We start from the raw sequence: 16,896 nt of genomic DNA on the forward strand, positions 1-16,896 counted from the left end.
CATGCAAAAACTGGAAATCAAACAACGTCCATTGCTGACACGCCCTGAAAATTTACCGGGCGTCCCTGCATTTGTGGCCGAGATTCTGGCTCGTCGTGGGGTGGAATCCGAGCAGGAACTTGAGCTCAAGCTGAAGCATTTGCTGGCACCGACCATGAAAGGCTTGCCTGAAGCCATTCAATTGATGGATCAGGCGATTGATCATGGCCAGAAAATCATGATTGTCGGCGATTATGATGCCGATGGCGCGACCAGTACTGCACTCATGGTGCTGGCACTGCGTGATATGGGCGCCAATGTTGAATATCTGGTACCAGACCGTTTTAAATATGGGTATGGATTGACGCCCGCAATTGCAGATCTGGCCTTTGTCAATTTCACGCCTGATTTACTGATTACCGTGGACAATGGCATTTCCAGCCATGACGGAGTAAAACAGGCGCAGGATCATGGCATGCATGTGATCATTACTGATCACCATCTGACGACCAAGCCGACACCAAAAGCCGAAGCCGTGGTCAATCCCAATCAGCTCGGTTGCGACTTTCCAAGCAAAGCACTGGCTGGGGTCGGGGTGGCTTTTTATGTATTGGCCAATCTGTCTACCCATCGCAAGAAACTTGGAAAATCCTCTACGGTAATTACCAATTATCTTGATCTGGTGGCACTCGGTACTTATGCCGATGTCGCGAGCTTGGACTACAACAACCGGATTCTGGTCGATGCAGGGTTGAAACGGATCCAGCAAGGGTTATGCCGAGCAGGAATCAGTGCGCTACTTGATATTGCAAAGCGTGATCCTGCTGGTCTGAAAGCTCAAGATTTGGGCTTTGTTTTAGGCCCACGGATTAACGCGGCTGGACGCATGGAAACCATGGATATCGGGATCGAATGTTTGCTGGCTCCTGATCTGACAACTGCTTATCCACTAGCTGAACAGCTGAATCAGCTCAATGTCGAACGCCGTCAGGTGGAAGGTAAAATCAAGCAGGAAGCCTTGCTTGAGCTGGATAAAATCCAGTGGGATGCCACTGAACTACCTGCTGCGTTGATCATGTTTGAACAGCATTGGCATCAGGGAGTGATCGGGATTGTAGCAGGGCGTTTAAAAGAGCAGTTCCATCGTCCGAGTATTGTTTTTGCCGCGGATCAGGATGGGATTCATATCAAAGGTTCGGCGCGTTCGATTGAAGGTATTCATATCCGTGATGCGATTGAACAGGTGGCAGAGCAATATCCTCATTTAGTCAGTCATTTTGGTGGCCATGCAGCAGCAGCCGGTTTAACCCTGAAAAAAGAAAATTTCGCCGAGTTTAAGCAGGTCTTTGAAGTACTGATTGGTGCGATGGATGAGGATTTATTCACTGCGACTTTATGGACGGATGGAGAGCTGCCAGCTTCTGCTTTTCACATTGAAACAGTCGATTTATTACAGAATTTAAGTCCATGGGGGCAAAAATTCCCCCAACCGATTTTTGATGGTGTGTTCAAAATCATGGACTATCGCTGGCTTAAAGATGTGCATCTTAAGTTACGTGTGGCGTTGGAGAATGGGCAGGTCGTGGATGCGATCGCTTTCAATGCAGCGGATAAATATGACTTTGACCCGATGAAAGATACACGATTGGTCTATGAGCTGGATAAAAATGTATTTAATGGCAATATCAGCTTGCAAATGCGGATTATCCATTTAGAACAATAGGCCATAAAAAACCGCTCGAGTGAGCGGTTTTTTTTGCTTTTAATCGGAGAGATTAGAAGCGGAAAGTACCGTTAATACCGAAAGAGTCAGCACCGTCAGTAGTTGTATAGTTCACGCCAGCTGCAATTGCAGGTGTAAAGAATTTTTGTGCGCGTAAACCAAATACTGTATCTGAATCATCTTCTGTAGAATCCGCGATTGATACACCCACACTTAAAGTTGGATCGATATAAAGATCAGCGCCTAAACGATAAGTTGTTTCATCACCGAAATAAGTTAAACCTTCAAAATTGGCAAAATGATTACCAATCTGAGTCACATATTTTGCACGTAAAGATAGTGCAGTATCATCACCTACAGTAACAGCATTTAGGAGGTTAGGGACAAAACCATAATTTGCTACCTGAACTGGATCAACGCTTTCATTAGCTGCACCAGCTGCTAATAGTAGGCCATTAACTGGTAAGTAACCAACTTCAAAAGCATAGCCAGTATTGTCTTCACCAGCAAAGTCAACCTGGTTAATAGTGCCGCTTACATAAAATTGAGTATTTGGAATATAAAACTCGCCACTTACACCAAATACATCAATATCCTCATCGCCATCACCGCTTGCATTTGCATAACCTAAGCCAATATTGCTTGCTTTATTTAGGAAAGCCGCTTCTGCAAGTGGAGAGTTCTTAACTTGAACAGTGTTTAAGTAATATTTTCCATTGATGAAAAATGTATCTAGATCCCCAACATTATCAATATCTGTATTTTCATACCCGACATTAAGTTCAGCTTGGTAAGCATGTGCAGTTCCCAGGCCAGCAAGAAGCGCTGTAGCAAGAGCAAGTTTCTTAAGCATTTAGATTTCTCTCTTTGTTATAAAAATATGACTGTTTGATGAACAGTTGTAACAAATTGTACAGTTTATATTCGCCCCGTCAATGTGCAAAAAATACCTAAATGCTTGTTAAAAGTGCAATAAAAAAACCCATCCGAGGATGGGTTTCTATGAATGACTAACTTTTGGGTTTAGATTAGAAGCGGTACTTCGCTGCTACACCAAAGGTATTGTAGTCATTGTTAAACTGTTCGCCAAAGCCGACACGGCCTTCTAAGCTCACTTGCTGGTTAATGAACTTACGTGCATTGATACCAAATTCGCTCTTGTCGGTAATATCATTGTTATGATAATCAGCACCGACACTCAAGGTTTTGTCGATGAAATAATCTGCTGCCAGATTGTATTCATCTAGATCACCAAACGCTGCACCTGCTTCCAGGTTGATATCTTTACCGTTGCTTAATGTCGTCACATATTTAGCACGAAGTGTTGGATCTACGCCATCATCATTGTCGTTATCCCAACCTTTCACACCAGCCGCAATCAATAGACCTGGCGCTGGCAGATAACCGACTTCAGCTGCATAGGTGGTTAAATCATTTTCTAGATCATCATTGTCCTGCAGATCATGGCCATTGACGTTACCGCTTAAGTAGAAGTCAGAATTCGGTACGAAGTACTCTGCACCTACGCCATAACGATGCGCTTCAGAATCACCAATTTCATTATATTGATATTGCGCACTCACGTTGCTAGCACGATCAAGGAATGCTGCTTCTGCTAATGGTGCATTACGTGTTTGAACTGGATTGAAGTAATATGTACCATCAACGCCGAAAGAACCGCTAGTTCCACCGTTGTCAGGATCAACCACTCCTGCTGATGCACCAATTTCTGCTTGGTAAGCATGCGCTGCTGTTCCAGTCATTGCTATTGCTGAAAGTAGTGCCGAAGCAATCGCTAATTTTTTCATGGTTACTACCCCTCAAATCGTGAGTTAAAAACATTACACTTTTTGTTACAACTTTCAGTCTAGAGCAATTCCAAAGATCGTCAATCAAAGGAAAGTTACAGTAATGTGAATAGCGTAATCTTGTGTAATTTTTGCTGAACAAGTGACTGAATAATAAAATTAAATTTATAATGTAGTGTTTTATTAAAAGTGTGTAGATATTGTGGAATCTATTGAATTCGCTGATTTTTTATACACACTAATAAGAAATCCTAGATTATAAATCAATTGCAAAATTATATTTCGGTCATAAAAACGAGGCTAAAAAGCTAATAAAAATTTCGGATAAAAAGACGCAAAAGAGTCTATGAGATGTTGAAAATTGGATGAGGGAAATACAGGTCTAAATGCTCAAGACATTCGAGCCTTAGACTGAATGGATCGTTAAAATAGCGGAAATAGACTGTGCTATAATATCGGGCTAAGAATTTTGTGCCTAATTTTGATTGAGAGTAATTCACGTGGAAATTAATCCGTATCTAAACCAATTAAAAGACTTAAACGAACGTGGTCAAACACTACGGGGGTATCTTTGACTACGATCTGAAAAAAGAGCGTTTAGAAGAAGTCCTGCGTGAATTAGAAGATCCAACCATCTGGAATGACCAGAGTCGTGCTCAAGCAATGGCCAAAGAAAAAGGCGAGCTTGAAAACGTATTAAATGTGCTGGATGGCTTAAGTACCCAGCTTGAAGATGCACAGGCTTTGCTTGATCTGGCGGTTGAAGCGGATGATGAAAGCTTGCTAGAAGACGTACAGGCTGAACTGAGCACGGCTGAAGAAGAACTGGCCAAGCTTGAATTCCGCCGTATGTTCAATAATCCGATGGATCCAAACCCTTGCTATCTGGAAATTCAAGCCGGTTCAGGCGGTACAGAAGCACAGGACTGGGCGTCTATGTTGTTACGTATGTATCTACGCTGGATCGAACGTCATGGCTTTAAAGCAGAAGTGATGGAAGAGTCGGATGGCGATGTGGCCGGTCTTAAATCGGCAACTATCCGCGTAGAGGGTGAATATGCTTATGGCTGGTTGCGTACCGAATCAGGCGTACACCGTTTAGTGCGTAAGTCACCATTTGACTCGGGTAACCGTCGTCATACTTCATTCTCTGCAGTATTTGTTTCGCCGGAAGTTGATGACAATATTGAGATCGAAATCAATCCGTCCGATGTTCGTACCGATACCTATCGTGCATCAGGGGCGGGTGGTCAGCATATTAACAAAACAGATTCTGCTGTGCGTTTAACCCATGCACCGACCGGAATTGTGGTGGCCTGTCAGAACCAGCGTTCACAACATGCTAACCGTGACCATGCCTGGAAGCAGTTACGTGCCAAACTTTATGAACTCGAGATGAGCAAACGTAACGAAGCGGCCCAAGCACTGGAAGATTCCAAGTCTGACATTGGTTGGGGTAGTCAGATCCGTTCATACGTGCTGGATGATTCGCGTATTAAAGACTTGCGTACAGGCGTCGAAAACTCGAATACCGGTGCGGTTCTGGATGGTGATCTGGATAAATTTATCGAAGCAAGCCTGAAACAGGGCCTGTAAGAAATCGTTTAAAAGCTGGCGTAACAAAGCTTGTGCAGATTGTGATTATCATATCTAAAATTTTCGATATATAAATCGAAAAAATACGATATAATGGTCGCAGATGCTGAATAAAGTTTCGTTGCGCCACTGATTGTGATGTGCCTATGGACCTTGATCTAATTTTTAAAGCCTTAGCCAATCCGACCCGTCGACAAATTCTGGAGTGGTTAAAATCTCCGGAGCAATATCTGTCTGCGGAAGAGTGTGGTGGCTTTCAACGTGGGGTCTGTGCAGGTCAAATTGAACGTTTGGGCCAGGTTTCCCAGTCCACCATGTCCAATCATTTGTCTGTATTACAGCAGACTGGCCTGATCACTGCGACCAAGCATGGACAGTGGTCATATTTCTCCCGCAATGAAACTTTGATTCAACAATTTATCGAACACCTACAACAACACCTTTAACAGGTGGGAGTAACGATGGCTGAATTAAATTCTCCTTTAACGCTCGGTGCGTTAGAGCTTAAAAACCGTGTCATCATGGCGCCGCTGACCCGTAACCGCGCAACTGCTGATCGCGTTCCAACCCCAATGATGGTTGAATACTATGCGCAACGTGCAAGTGCTGGCCTGATTATTTCTGAAGCCACAGTGATTTCTGAAGAAGCCAATGGCTATTTAAATACTCCAGGATTGTTTACCGATGCTCAGGTCGAAGGCTGGAAAAAGGTTACTCAAGCGGTTCATGAGAAGGGCGGTCTGATTGTTGCCCAGCTTTGGCATGTTGGGCGTGTATCGCATCCGGATCTGTTAAATGGTGAAACACCAGTCTCTGCAAGTGCAGTACAGCAGGCGGGTCATGTCAGCTTGTTACGTCCAAAACGTCCATACGTTACGCCACGTCCTTTGGAAGTTTCTGAAATTCAAGCGATTACCGAGCAATATAAGCAAGCCGCGATTCGTGCTAAAGAAGCCGGTTTTGATGGTGTTGAATTACATGCTGCCAATGGTTATCTGATTGACCAGTTCTTGCAAAGCAAAACCAATCAGCGTGAAGATGAATACGGCGGTTCAGTGGAAAATCGTACACGTTTCCTGCTAGAAGCAACTGATGCACTGATTGAAGTATGGGGCGCAGATCGTGTAGGGGTGCATTTTGCGCCGCGTTGTGATGACCATGACATGGGCGACAATGATCCACGTGAAACATTTGGCTATGCCATGGAGCAGCTGGGTAAGCGCAAGATTGCCTTCTTCTTTACCCGTGAATATCTGGCAGAAGACAGTATTTCTGAATATATGAAACAGCGCTCAAATGGAGTGCCTTATATTGCCAATATGCAACTAAGTCGTGAAGATGCCATTGAATTACTGGCTTCAGGCAAGGCTGATGCGGTGGCTTTTGGTAAGGCGTATATTGCCAATCCGGATCTATACGAACGTCTGCTCGAAGATGCGCCGCTGAATGAACTGAAGCTGGAAAATATGATCGGAACCAATGTCGCGGAAGGCTATATTGATTATCCGACATTGGCTGAAGCAGAAGCTTTAACTACAGTAGAATAATCTAAAAATGAGCCACATTGATTAACATGTTGATGTGGCTCTGCTATATTCTGCCCATTGAATCTTTGGACAGGGGCGCAATGTGGCCACTCCATTTTGGTATAACGCAGCCTTGGCGCTGGTTAAACCCTTATATCAATCGCGTATCCGTAAACGTGCGACCGATCCTGAACAATTACAACAAGAACTGACGGAACGTTTCGGCCCGTTTCAGCCACCCAAAAACCTGCATGCCATCTGGTTTCATGTGGTGTCGGTGGGTGAAACCAATGCTGCCCAACCGTTAATTGAACATTATTTAAAACTTGGCCATCCGGTGCTGGTCACCAATACCACCAAAACCGGTCAGGCACGCGCTAAATCACTTTTTTTAAAAGCGCCTTATCTCGATTTGTTTCAAGCCGTGTATTTGCCTGCTGACCAGAAAACTTTAATTCGTGAATTTTATCAAAAGTATCAGCCGAAACTTTTATTGCTGATGGAAACCGAGCTTTGGCCTAATCTGCTGGATCAGGCACCCCAGTTTAATGTGCCAACTGTATTGTTGAATGCGCGTCTGTCTGAAAAATCTGCCAAAGGTTATACCAAGGTCAAAGGTCTGACTAGAGGCATGCTACAGCAGTTAACCCAGCTTTTGGCACAGGATATTGCCACCCAGCAACGTTATATCCAGTTAGGGATAGCAGCCGAAAAAACCCAGGTTTTGGGCAATATCAAATTTGATATTACTGCGCCCGAGCGCTTTATCCAGCAGGCAGATCAATTGACACAGGAGTGGCAGTTAGGGGGGCGAAAGATCGTCACGTTAGCTAGTACTCATGCTCCTGAAGAAAAAGAAATTCTGAGTGCTTTAAAAGCTGCTTTAGAAGCTGATCCATATTTGGTCTGTATTGTGGTACCGCGCCATCCGGAACGTTTTGATGAGGTGTTCCAGGCTGCACAGTCTTTGGGATTGAAAGTCCAGCGTCGAAGTCTAGGGCAGCATATTGAAGCAGATACGCAAGTTTATTTGGCCGATTCAATGGGGGAAATGTGGCTCTGGTATGCTTTGAGCCAGGCCTGTTATGTTGGTGGTTCTTTAAATGAGCCGGGTGGTGGACATAATATTCTGGAGCCGATTGCGCTGAATGTGCCGACTGTTTTAGGCAAAAACTATTTTAATTTTCAGACCATCGTGGATGAGTTTGTTCAGGCAGACGCAGTCGCAGTAGTACAGGATGCCCAGCAGGCTGCAGATGTCTTACTGGAACTTTTGCAAGATCAGGTTAAGGCAGAAAATTTGAATGCAGCAGCGCAGAAAATTATGCAGTTAAATACGGGGTCACTTGCCAAGCATATTCAGCTGATTGATCAGTATTTATAATTTTTGGTCATTCCCTCATTTATCATGTTTGATCGAAATATTCATTCGTAGGGGATACCTACTTTTCAGAGATGAAAAGTAGCAAAAATCTTTTGTATCACTGAAGGGATGTCCTTATCCCTCAGTGATACGGGCGGCATCCCTGCCACCAATCGTGATAGCTGATTGTAATTATAGTCTGGTCAGAAACCTTATTTTTTTCATCTTTTAACTCTTCACTTCTTATTTTTTGAACTTGATCATTATGAATATCGTCCTGCTTGATCCACGTCAAACCGAAGCTGAATTCTGGTCGATTAGCTCAACTAGGCAACTGGAACATCTGCAGCAGCATCTACAAATTCAAGTGGGAGATACTTTAAAAGTCGGAATTCGGGAAGGTCTGCGTTACCTGACTGAGATTGTCGAAATCTCTGAAAAAGTAGTGCGCTTGAAACCGCTGCAAGAAGAAGCGGTTCCAGAAAAATTGCCAGTGACTTTAATCGTCGCCTTGCCACGTCCGAAAGTGCTGCGCCGTCTGATTATGGATAGTGTCACTTTGGGCGTTGAAAAAATCATTTTACTGCATAGCTATCGTGTCGATAAAAGCTATTGGCAAACTCCATTTTTACAGCAGTTAAATCATTATATCGAGCTGGGACTGGAACAGGCAGGCGATACGGTTGCTCCGAAAATCGAGCTGTATAAACGCTTTAAACCCTTTGTTGAAGATATCTTGCCGGGTTTGATTAGTGCGGATGGTCCGGCTTATGTGGCACATCCTTATGCAGAGCAAGCGATGCCGTTTGCGATTGAGCATCCCTGTACGATTGTTATTGGTCCGGAGGGTGGATTTATTTCATATGAAGTTGATTTACTCATCAAAAACGGCTGCCAGGCTGTGAGTCTGGGCAACCGTATTATTCGTACAGAAACTGTGATTCCTTATGTTTTAGGTCGACTGTTTAGCACGTGCTGAAGCTTCTTCATTGCCTTCGCCACGATAGACTTTGACTTCCTGTACCGGATAAGGAATCGAAATATTATGCTCGGCAAAAGCCTGAATCACCCGTTCCTGCACCGCACTGATTGAAGTTCCAGTGCCGGTTTCAGTGGTATCGACCCACCAGAAAGCTTTTAGGGTAATAGAAAAGTCAGCCAACGCGGTGACATTGACACTAAAGCCTGGCTGGCTCAGGATGGTTGGATCTTTATCTAAAATAGCGGTGATCAGGTCCTTGGCTTTCTGGATGTCATCTTCATAGCCGATGCCCACCACGAATTCGCAGCGGCGACGGGTATAGGCAGTATTCACCGTGACCGCACTGGTGTAGACCGTGGCATTCGGAATGACAATACGACGGCCATCTGGTGAACGTAAGAAGGTCGCACGAATCTGGATATCTTCAACCGTACCTTCCATGCCATTCACGATAATATCGTCGCCAATCTTGAACGGTTCACTGAGCAGAATTAACACGCCAGAGAGCAGGTTCTGGAAAATATCCTTGAAGGCAAAACCGATCGCGACTGAACCAATTCCGAGGGCACTCATCAGCTGACCCGGGGTAAAGCCAGGAACAGCAATCACCAGTCCAATCAGAATACCAAAGAAAATAATAAAGGTACTACCGACACGGTTGAGTACTAATACCAGATTCTGGCGGGTATAAGAACGGTTTTCCAAAGTTTTACGTACAAAAAACTTGAAGACTTTGGAGAGTAACCAGAAAATCGTAATTACGATTAGCGCGATACAGAAATAAGGCACACGTTCCCAGAAACCTTCCATGATCTTGTCAATGGTGCTGTAGGCATCATTATACTTGGCGGTATGTTCAATCACGGTCTGGGTCGTTTTCTCAGTTGCCTGATGTAACAACTCCGTGGTGCCCTCAGTTACCTGGCTTAAGGTATTGTTTTGCTCTGCCACAAAAATTCCACAATTCAAATTTCGCCTATTTTGCCTGATGTTCAGCAAAAAATTAATAAGGGCTCGAAGTCACCAGTAGATAATTTTAAAAATAACGGCGCTGTTGTTAAAAGTATTTGGTGGTTTTTTGCATCATTTCCGTGGGGGTAGGTGTTTGTTCTTCACCGCTCATATAACTGAATAAAGCGATAGATCCCAACAGGCTAAGCAGGGTCAGGATAATCATCAGCCAGGCCAGAATTTTTTCCCAGAGCAAGGTCATCCGTGCCGGACCATACTGATTAGTGCCTCGATCGCCCGAACCAAAAACGATATAAAGCCATACAAAAATGTTTACTAGCGGCAGCAAAAATAATAGCGCCCACCAGCCACTGCGGTTCATATCATGCAAACGGCGAACGGTCACTACTAAAGCGAAATACACATAGACCAGAACCATGGCCAGTACAACAATACTGGCCAAACCTTGCAGTGAAATCAGCCAGTTGGGATCCATGGAGTGGGTAGAAATATTCACAATATCAATGCTGAGACCCAATGCGATACTGCCAAATAAAAAAATGAAATACAGAAATGCCGACCAGGCAATAAAGCTCAAGCGCCCGAAGCGACCTTTCATCGACAGGGGATGATCGGTTGCAGGCAGCGCAGGCGGGTTAAAGTAGGGAGATTCAGGCGATTTCATAAAGTGTATCCTGCTAAATCAGATGAAATAACCACAAGCGGTCAATTTTATTTTTAAAGGGTTGTGCTACAGATCATACACAGTTGCGCAGAAGATTCTGTACTGTAAGTTGTGGTTTATTTTGATTGAATTTGTATAAATAATCTACGACGAAAGCATGATTGCCGGATTTGAAATAAGCAGGCCATACTGCCATTATGCATAAAAAACAATCAACAACGCAGCATTAACCTCTCGTGATGAGATAGAACAAAATCAAGGAAGTGACCTATGCAAGAGATCTATCCAGTACCCGAAGAATTTAAAAAAACAGCACGTACGCTCGAAGACCAGTACTTTGAACGTTATCAATATTCTATAGAACAGCCAGATAAATTTTGGGCAGAACAGGCGCAACGTTTGGACTGGATCAAGCCCTTTACCCAAGTCAAAAATACCAGCTTTAATAAAGACGATTTTAAAATCGAATGGTTTGCCGATGGTCAGCTCAATGTCAGTGCCAACTGTCTGGATCGGCACTTGAAAGAACATCCCTATAAACCGGCCATCATCTGGGAAGGGGATCATCCTTCGCGGCACAAAATTATTTCCTTTGCCGAACTGCATGATGAAACCTGCCGTTTTGCCAATGTGTTGAAGAAAAATGGTATACAGAAAGGCGATCGGGTCATGCTGTATATGCCGATGGTCTCTGAAGCCGCGATTGCCATGCTGGCCTGTGCCCGGATCGGGGCGGTACATTGCGTGGTGTTTGGGGGTTTCTCACCGGACTCCTTGGCCAGCCGGATTGAAGACTGTCAGGCGAAAATGGTGATTACAGCCGATTCCGGCATGCGCGGCGGTAAGGCTATTCCACTGAAAGCCAATGTCGATGAAGCACTGAAACTGGCGGGTACAGACTCGATTCAAAATGTAATGGTGGTACACCGCACCGGTAACCCAATTGAAATGCAGGAAGGGCGTGATCTGTGGTATCACACGGAAATTATGTCAGTCAATGACATCTGTCCACCGGAACCGATGAATGCCGAAGATCCGCTGTTTATCCTGTATACCTCAGGTTCCACCGGCAAGCCTAAGGGCGTGATGCATACCACTGGCGGTTATCTGACCTATGTGAATTGCACCTTCCGTGAAGCATTTGATATCAAGCAGGATGATGTATTCTGGTGTACCGCAGATGTGGGCTGGATCACCGGGCATTCCTATGTACTGTATGGGCCACTTTCGAATGGTACCACCACCGTGATTTTTGAAGGTGTGCCGCAATATCCAAGTTGGGCGCGTACTGGACATATTGTCGACAAGCATAACGTCACCATTCTCTATACTGCACCGACGGCGATCCGCGCCATGATGCGTGAGGGCGATGCTTTTGTGCGGGAAAGTGACCGCAGTAGCCTGAGAATTTTAGGATCGGTCGGTGAGCCGATTAACCCGGAAGCCTGGAACTGGTATTACACCGTGGTCGGTGAAAGCCGATGTCCTGTCATTGATACCTGGTGGCAGACTGAAACGGGCGGTTTTATGATTACGCCCTTGCCGGGTGCGACTGATTTAAAACCGGGTTCTGCGACACGACCTTTCTTCGGCGTACAACCAGCTATTGTCGATGCCGATGGCAAGGAACTGGAGGGTGAAGCTGAGGGTAATCTGGTGATTAAGGATTCCTGGCCGGGGCAGATGCGCACCATCTGGGGCGATCCGGAGCGCTTTATTGAAGCTTATTTCTCGACCTATCCTGGTACCTATTTTACCGGGGATGGGGCACGTCGCGATAAAGATGGTTATTACTGGATTACCGGCCGTGTCGATGATGTCCTGAATGTATCCGGACACCGCCTCGGTACTGCAGAAATTGAAAGTGCATTGGTGGCGCATGAATCAGTGGCTGAAGCCGCTGTAGTCGGTATGCCACATGACATTAAAGGTCAGGGAATTTGTGCCTTTGTAACCTTGCAGGCTGATGTTGCCAGTTCAGATCAATTACGTGCGGAACTGGTCAGCTGGGTACGTAAGATTCTCGGGCCAGTGGCGACCCCCGATGCCTTGCACTGGGCACCAGCATTGCCAAAAACCCGTTCCGGCAAAATCATGCGCCGGATCTTGAGAAAGATTGCAGCCGATGAGCTGGATAGTCTGGGTGATACCTCGACCCTGGCTGAACCGCAAGTGGTGGATCATCTGATTGCAGAAGTACAGCGTAATAATGCTTAAATTTAAACTTTTTAAATGCCGGCGTCCTGCCGGTATTTTTATATCAGTAATAAGCTCTGCATGCTTTCGGATATAGTGACAGGCTGCAATCTGCTAAGCTCAAGCCATGCTGAATATAGGTCCAAAAACAATGAATATACGACAATCATATCTCGATCAGTCGCCCTTAGAGATTGCCCGGCAACTGGCTGAAACTTTTGCTTTGACTGCCGCAGAGCGGGACAAACAGGGGGGTAATCCCAAAGCCGAGCGTGACCTGATTCGCCAGAGCGGCCTGCTTGGCCTGTCCATTCCAAAACAGCACGGCGGTCAGGAAGCAGATTGGCAGACCATTTTTAGCACCATTCAGACCATTGCCCAAGTCGACAGTTCATTGGCCCATGTCTACGCTTTTCACCATTTGCTGATTGCCACCGTGCAATTATTTTCCCAAGCGGAACAATATGGCCCGTGGTTTGAACAGACTGCCCAAAATAATCTGTTCTGGGGTAATACTCTAAATCCACTGGATCGTCGTACCAAAGCCATAAAAGTCTCAGAAACTGAATATATTTTCCATGGTGATAAAAGCTTCTGCTCGGGTTCGATTGATTCGGATATGTTGCTGTGTTCAGGCTATAACGATGCAGGAAAACTACTGATTGGTGTGATTCCTACCCACCGTGAAGGAGTCAGTTTTCTGGGCGACTGGAACAATATGGGCCAACGCCAGACCGACAGTGGTACCAGTCATTTTGAGCAGGTCAAAATTCATGAAAATGAATTGCTGTTAAACCCCGGTCCACTGAGTACGCCGTATTCCAGTCTACGGCCTTTGATTGCCCAGCTGATTTTCGTGCATCTGTTTTTGGGCGTGGCAGAAGGAGCATTTGAAATCGCCAGACAGGGCGTACAGACCCAAAAAGCCTGGTCCAAATCACTGGCAGACGATGCAGTGAATGATCCTTTTACCCAGAAGCATTTTGCCGAGTTCTATGTACAGCTAGAAGGTGTACGCTTACTCGCAGATAAAGCAGTTCAGGGTTTACAGGCAGCCTGGGAGCTTGGGAATGATTTAAGTGTCGAACAGCGCGGTGAAGTCTCGGTTGCCATTGCCACAGCTAAAATTGCCGCAACCAATACCTCTCTCTATATTACCCAGAATATTTTCCAGGTGATGGGTGCGCGGGCCACCACGGCCAAGCTCAATCTGGACCGCTTCTGGCGTAATGTCCGCACCCAGACCTTGCATGATCCGATCGATTATAAGTATCAGGAAGTGGGGGAATGGGTGCTGACTGGAAAAGTGCCTGATCCAAGCTTTTATTCCTGATCTGAAAATAAAACAGCCTCTTTATCAGAGGCTGTTTTATTCTGGATGAAAAAGTTTAGTTTTAAATTTGCTTGAAAGCTTCAATCGCTCTTACACGAGAGGCTTTTAAATCCACGATCGGTTTTGGATAATCCAGTTCAAGATCCAGATTTTTGGCATAGGGGTCATGAATGCTTTCGGCATCCAGATGCGCCAGTTCTGGCACCCATTGACGGATGTAATCTCCATTCGGATCAAACTTCTGTGACTGGCTGACTGGGTTAAAAATCCGGAAATAGGGCACGGCGTCCATGCCGGTCGAAGCACACCATTGCCAGCCGCCATTATTGGCCGCCAGATCACCATCAATCAGCTGTTGCATGAACCAGCTTTCTCCCAAGCGCCAGTCTATCAGCAGGTTTTTACATAGAAACATCGCAGTAATCATGCGCACCCGGTTATGCATCCAGCCAGTGGCCCGCATTTGCCGCATACCGGCATCGACAATCGGAATCCCGGTTTGTCCTTGTTGCCAGGCAGCCAAATTATCCGGTGCATTGCGCCACTGGATGTTATCGGTATTTTCCTTAAAAGGCCGATGCCTGGATACACGGGGAAAATCAAACAGGGTATGTAGATAAAACTCGCGCCAGAGCAGTTCATCCAGCCAGGTCTGCTGACCGATATCATCAATCTGGAAATATCCATCCTTAAACAGGGTCTGCATACATTGACGGATTGAGAGGATGCCTATATTCAGATACGGTGACAGGCGACTGGTGCCATCGACTGCAGGTAGATCTCGCTCGGTTTTATAGTGAACCATTTTCTCCCCGATAAAATCATCGAGCAGCTCAAAGGCAGCTTGATCTTTTGTAGGCCAGAGCTGGGCAGCATGATCGACTTCATAATTAGCCGCAAATTTTTGCAGATCAAAGCTGGTCAACTGGTCTGGTAATTCAACCGGATCTTGAGCCTGAATGTCAGGGTAACAGCCCGGTATATTCTGAATCAGTCGCTCATAGCACTTTTTCTTGAATGCGCTATAGATCTGATAGGGTTGATTGGACTGGTTACGGATACTGGTCAGTGGAAACAGGCTGCGATCATGATACAGCTCGACCCGGATCTGCTGCTGTTCCAGCATCTGCTGTACCTGTGCATCACGTTGCAGTTCATTCACGCCCACTTCAATATTGGCATGTAGCGTATCAATCTGAAGTTTTTGGCACAGGCTTCGCATTTCGGCCGGCAGGTCTTGCCATAAGGGAACATTTAAAATGATTAATGGAATATTCAGCTGCGCTAACTGCTGCTTTAAGATGTCGAGGCGACGTAGATAAAAATCGATTTTAATCCGGGCATCCTGATGCAGCTTCCATTGTTCGGGAGAGAGCACCATCACTGCTATACAGCTGCCTTGCTGGGTGGCATGCCAGAGCGCGGCATGATCATGAATGCGGAGGTCTTGACGAAACCAGATCAGTTGCATTGTTAAAATTCTTGGAAAGTCGTTAGTGCAGAATTTTAAGGAATTGATGGTCTTAAACCTAGCCAGACAACAATTTTATCACATAAAAAAATCCCCCAAGCCGAGCCTTGAGGGAGGGAGTGAATCTGCTGAGATTTATTTGAATAATTATACGGGCTCAGCTTCTTCTTGCTGCACAGGCGTTGCCTGTTGTGCTTCAAGCTCACGGACCAAAGGCAGCACCTTCTGGCCAAAATATTCGACTTCTTCAATAAAGTGCAAAAAGCCTGACAGAATTAGATCGACACCGACTTTCTTCAGCTCGATAATCCGTTCAGCAATCTGCTGCGGTGTCCCGATCAGATTGGTGCGGAACCCGTCATTGTATTGCACCAGATCTTCAAAGGTGGATTGGGCCCAGTTGCCTTCACCTTCCTGACTTGCCGCGCCAGCTTCACGGGTCGCTTCACCAAAGGATTTCACTGCCTGCACATTGGCCTTGCTAATAATTTCCTGCAATACAGCCTGAGCTTCTTCTTCGGTATCCCGTGCAATCACAAAGGCATTTACGCCGATTTTCACCGAGTGATGATTTGCCTTGGCTTTTTCACGAATATCATCGATCTGTTTTTTCAGCTCTTCCGGGGTATTGCCATTGGTGAAGTACCAGTCAGATACGCGAGAAGCCATATCACGTGCTGCCCGGGAACTGCCGCCCTGAAAGATTTCAATATGCGGTTTTTGTAGTGGTTTCGGACTCAAGGTATAGTCTTTAAATTGATAATATTTACCTTCAAAATTAAAGTTATTCTGGGTCCAGACTCCTTTTAGGCTACGGATAAACTCTTCCGAACGGGCATAACGCTCGTCATGTTCCGGCCATTCTTCACCAATCGCATCAAATTCACCACGGAACCAACCACTGACTACATTGATCGCGATCCGGCCATTGCTCAGATGGTCAATCGTCGCCAGTTGTTTTGCAGCCAGTGCCGGCTTCCATGGACCCGGCAGAATCGCGGCAATGACTTTCAGGCGTTCAGTTTTGGCCAGAATGCCATGACTGAAGCTGACCGATTCATGCTGGTTTTCTGCGTTATAGCCGGCAGTAAAACGGATCTGGGTCAGGGCATAATCAAAGCCTGCCTGTTCAGCGGTTTGTGCCAGACACACGTTATAGTCATAGCTCCAGTCGGTGCGCTGCTCGATGTTACTAACCACCAGGCCACCACTGACATTCGGCACCCAATAGGCAAATACGATATTTTTATCATTCGACATATTCATCACCCTCTGCAATGCTG

At 45.7% G+C, this 16,896-nt stretch carries 14 protein-coding genes; 8 read left to right on the top strand and 6 right to left on the bottom strand.

Annotation, left to right across the window (positions count from 1 at the left end):
* Position 1: 1 nt before the first annotated feature.
* Positions 2-1,702 (top strand): single-stranded-DNA-specific exonuclease RecJ, encoded by a 1,701-nt coding sequence (gene recJ / locus NI462_RS09310; protein WP_253160270.1) that lies wholly within the window; start codon positions 2-4, stop codon positions 1,700-1,702.
* A 52-nt stretch (positions 1,703-1,754) separates the two neighbouring features.
* Here the strand turns inward: recJ and NI462_RS09315 are convergent, their stop codons facing one another.
* Together NI462_RS09315 and NI462_RS09320 are read right to left on the bottom strand one after the other, a co-directional pair.
* A complete protein-coding gene (locus tag NI462_RS09315; RefSeq protein ID WP_004647251.1) occupies positions 1,755-2,555 on the bottom strand; it encodes a putative porin in 801 nt (266 codons plus the stop codon).
* 175 nt (positions 2,556-2,730) lie between these two features.
* Entirely contained in the window at positions 2,731-3,510 is a 780-nt protein-coding gene (locus tag NI462_RS09320) for a putative porin (RefSeq protein ID WP_004647252.1), read from the bottom strand.
* Positions 3,511-4,010: 500 nt separating this feature from the next.
* On the opposite strand from NI462_RS09320, the gene prfB reads away from it, so the two are divergent.
* From prfB to NI462_RS09345, 5 genes are all read left to right on the top strand, one after another.
* Positions 4,011-5,106 (top strand): peptide chain release factor 2 gene (gene prfB / locus NI462_RS09325; RefSeq protein ID WP_253144869.1). Its coding sequence is split into 2 segments (ribosomal slippage): positions 4,011-4,082 and positions 4,084-5,106, totalling 1,095 coding nucleotides; the frame shifts between segments, so codons are not numbered across the junction.
* A 146-nt stretch (positions 5,107-5,252) separates the two neighbouring features.
* Positions 5,253-5,552, top strand: a complete 300-nt coding sequence (locus NI462_RS09330) for an ArsR/SmtB family transcription factor (RefSeq protein WP_004281346.1) — start codon at positions 5,253-5,255, stop codon at positions 5,550-5,552.
* Positions 5,553-5,567: 15 nt separating this feature from the next.
* Positions 5,568-6,653, top strand: coding sequence for an alkene reductase (locus NI462_RS09335; protein WP_253160272.1), 1,086 nt, complete (start codon positions 5,568-5,570; stop codon positions 6,651-6,653).
* Between the two features lie 82 nt (positions 6,654-6,735).
* On the top strand, positions 6,736-8,016 hold the full coding sequence (locus tag NI462_RS09340; protein WP_253160274.1) for a 3-deoxy-D-manno-octulosonic acid transferase: 1,281 nt from the start codon (positions 6,736-6,738) through the stop codon (positions 8,014-8,016).
* Positions 8,017-8,260: 244 nt separating this feature from the next.
* A complete protein-coding gene (locus NI462_RS09345) occupies positions 8,261-8,974 on the top strand; it encodes a 16S rRNA (uracil(1498)-N(3))-methyltransferase (RefSeq protein WP_253160276.1) in 714 nt (237 codons plus the stop codon).
* On the opposite strand, the gene NI462_RS09350 is transcribed toward NI462_RS09345, so the two are convergent.
* Both NI462_RS09350 and NI462_RS09355 read right to left on the bottom strand, forming a co-directional pair.
* A complete protein-coding gene (locus NI462_RS09350) occupies positions 8,948-9,928 on the bottom strand; it encodes a mechanosensitive ion channel family protein (RefSeq protein WP_004281355.1) in 981 nt (326 codons plus the stop codon). The genes NI462_RS09345 and NI462_RS09350 overlap by 27 nt on opposite strands.
* A 106-nt stretch (positions 9,929-10,034) precedes the next feature.
* Entirely contained in the window at positions 10,035-10,613 is a 579-nt protein-coding gene (locus NI462_RS09355; protein ID WP_180087139.1) for a DUF805 domain-containing protein, read from the bottom strand.
* 270 nt (positions 10,614-10,883) lie between these two features.
* On the opposite strand from NI462_RS09355, the gene acs reads away from it, so the two are divergent.
* Together acs and NI462_RS09365 are read left to right on the top strand one after the other, a co-directional pair.
* On the top strand, positions 10,884-12,830 hold the full coding sequence (gene acs / locus NI462_RS09360) for an acetate--CoA ligase (protein ID WP_253160278.1): 1,947 nt from the start codon (positions 10,884-10,886) through the stop codon (positions 12,828-12,830).
* A 130-nt stretch (positions 12,831-12,960) separates the two neighbouring features.
* The gene (locus tag NI462_RS09365) at positions 12,961-14,142 is read left to right on the top strand and encodes an acyl-CoA dehydrogenase family protein (RefSeq protein ID WP_253160280.1); all 1,182 of its coding nucleotides are present in this window, start codon (positions 12,961-12,963) and stop codon (positions 14,140-14,142) included.
* A 61-nt stretch (positions 14,143-14,203) separates the two neighbouring features.
* On the opposite strand, the gene NI462_RS09370 is transcribed toward NI462_RS09365, so the two are convergent.
* Positions 14,204-15,613 (bottom strand): cryptochrome/photolyase family protein, encoded by a 1,410-nt coding sequence (locus NI462_RS09370; RefSeq protein WP_253160284.1) that lies wholly within the window; start codon positions 15,611-15,613, stop codon positions 14,204-14,206.
* 147 nt (positions 15,614-15,760) lie between these two features.
* Positions 15,761-16,873 (bottom strand): dimethylsulfone monooxygenase SfnG, encoded by a 1,113-nt coding sequence (gene sfnG / locus NI462_RS09375; protein WP_253160285.1) that lies wholly within the window; start codon positions 16,871-16,873, stop codon positions 15,761-15,763.
* Positions 16,874-16,896 lie beyond the last annotated feature (23 nt).

The organism is Acinetobacter lwoffii, from assembly GCF_024129715.1.
Lineage (GTDB): Bacteria > Pseudomonadota > Gammaproteobacteria > Pseudomonadales > Moraxellaceae > Acinetobacter > Acinetobacter lwoffii_U.

Coding starts and splice junctions, on each gene's coding strand:
- NI462_RS09330 (WP_004281346.1), top strand. CDS start 5,253: ATGGACCTTGATCTAATTTTTAAAGCCTTAGCCAATCCGACCCGTCGA.
- NI462_RS09335 (WP_253160272.1), top strand. CDS start 5,568: ATGGCTGAATTAAATTCTCCTTTAACGCTCGGTGCGTTAGAGCTTAAA.
- acs (WP_253160278.1), top strand. CDS start 10,884: ATGCAAGAGATCTATCCAGTACCCGAAGAATTTAAAAAAACAGCACGT.
- NI462_RS09315 (WP_004647251.1), bottom strand. CDS start 2,555: ATGCTTAAGAAACTTGCTCTTGCTACAGCGCTTCTTGCTGGCCTGGGA.
- NI462_RS09345 (WP_253160276.1), top strand. CDS start 8,261: ATGAATATCGTCCTGCTTGATCCACGTCAAACCGAAGCTGAATTCTGG.
- NI462_RS09320 (WP_004647252.1), bottom strand. CDS start 3,510: ATGAAAAAATTAGCGATTGCTTCGGCACTACTTTCAGCAATAGCAATG.
- NI462_RS09370 (WP_253160284.1), bottom strand. CDS start 15,613: ATGCAACTGATCTGGTTTCGTCAAGACCTCCGCATTCATGATCATGCC.
- sfnG (WP_253160285.1), bottom strand. CDS start 16,873: ATGTCGAATGATAAAAATATCGTATTTGCCTATTGGGTGCCGAATGTC.
- recJ (WP_253160270.1), top strand. CDS start 2: ATGCAAAAACTGGAAATCAAACAACGTCCATTGCTGACACGCCCTGAA.
- NI462_RS09355 (WP_180087139.1), bottom strand. CDS start 10,613: ATGAAATCGCCTGAATCTCCCTACTTTAACCCGCCTGCGCTGCCTGCA.
- NI462_RS09365 (WP_253160280.1), top strand. CDS start 12,961: ATGAATATACGACAATCATATCTCGATCAGTCGCCCTTAGAGATTGCC.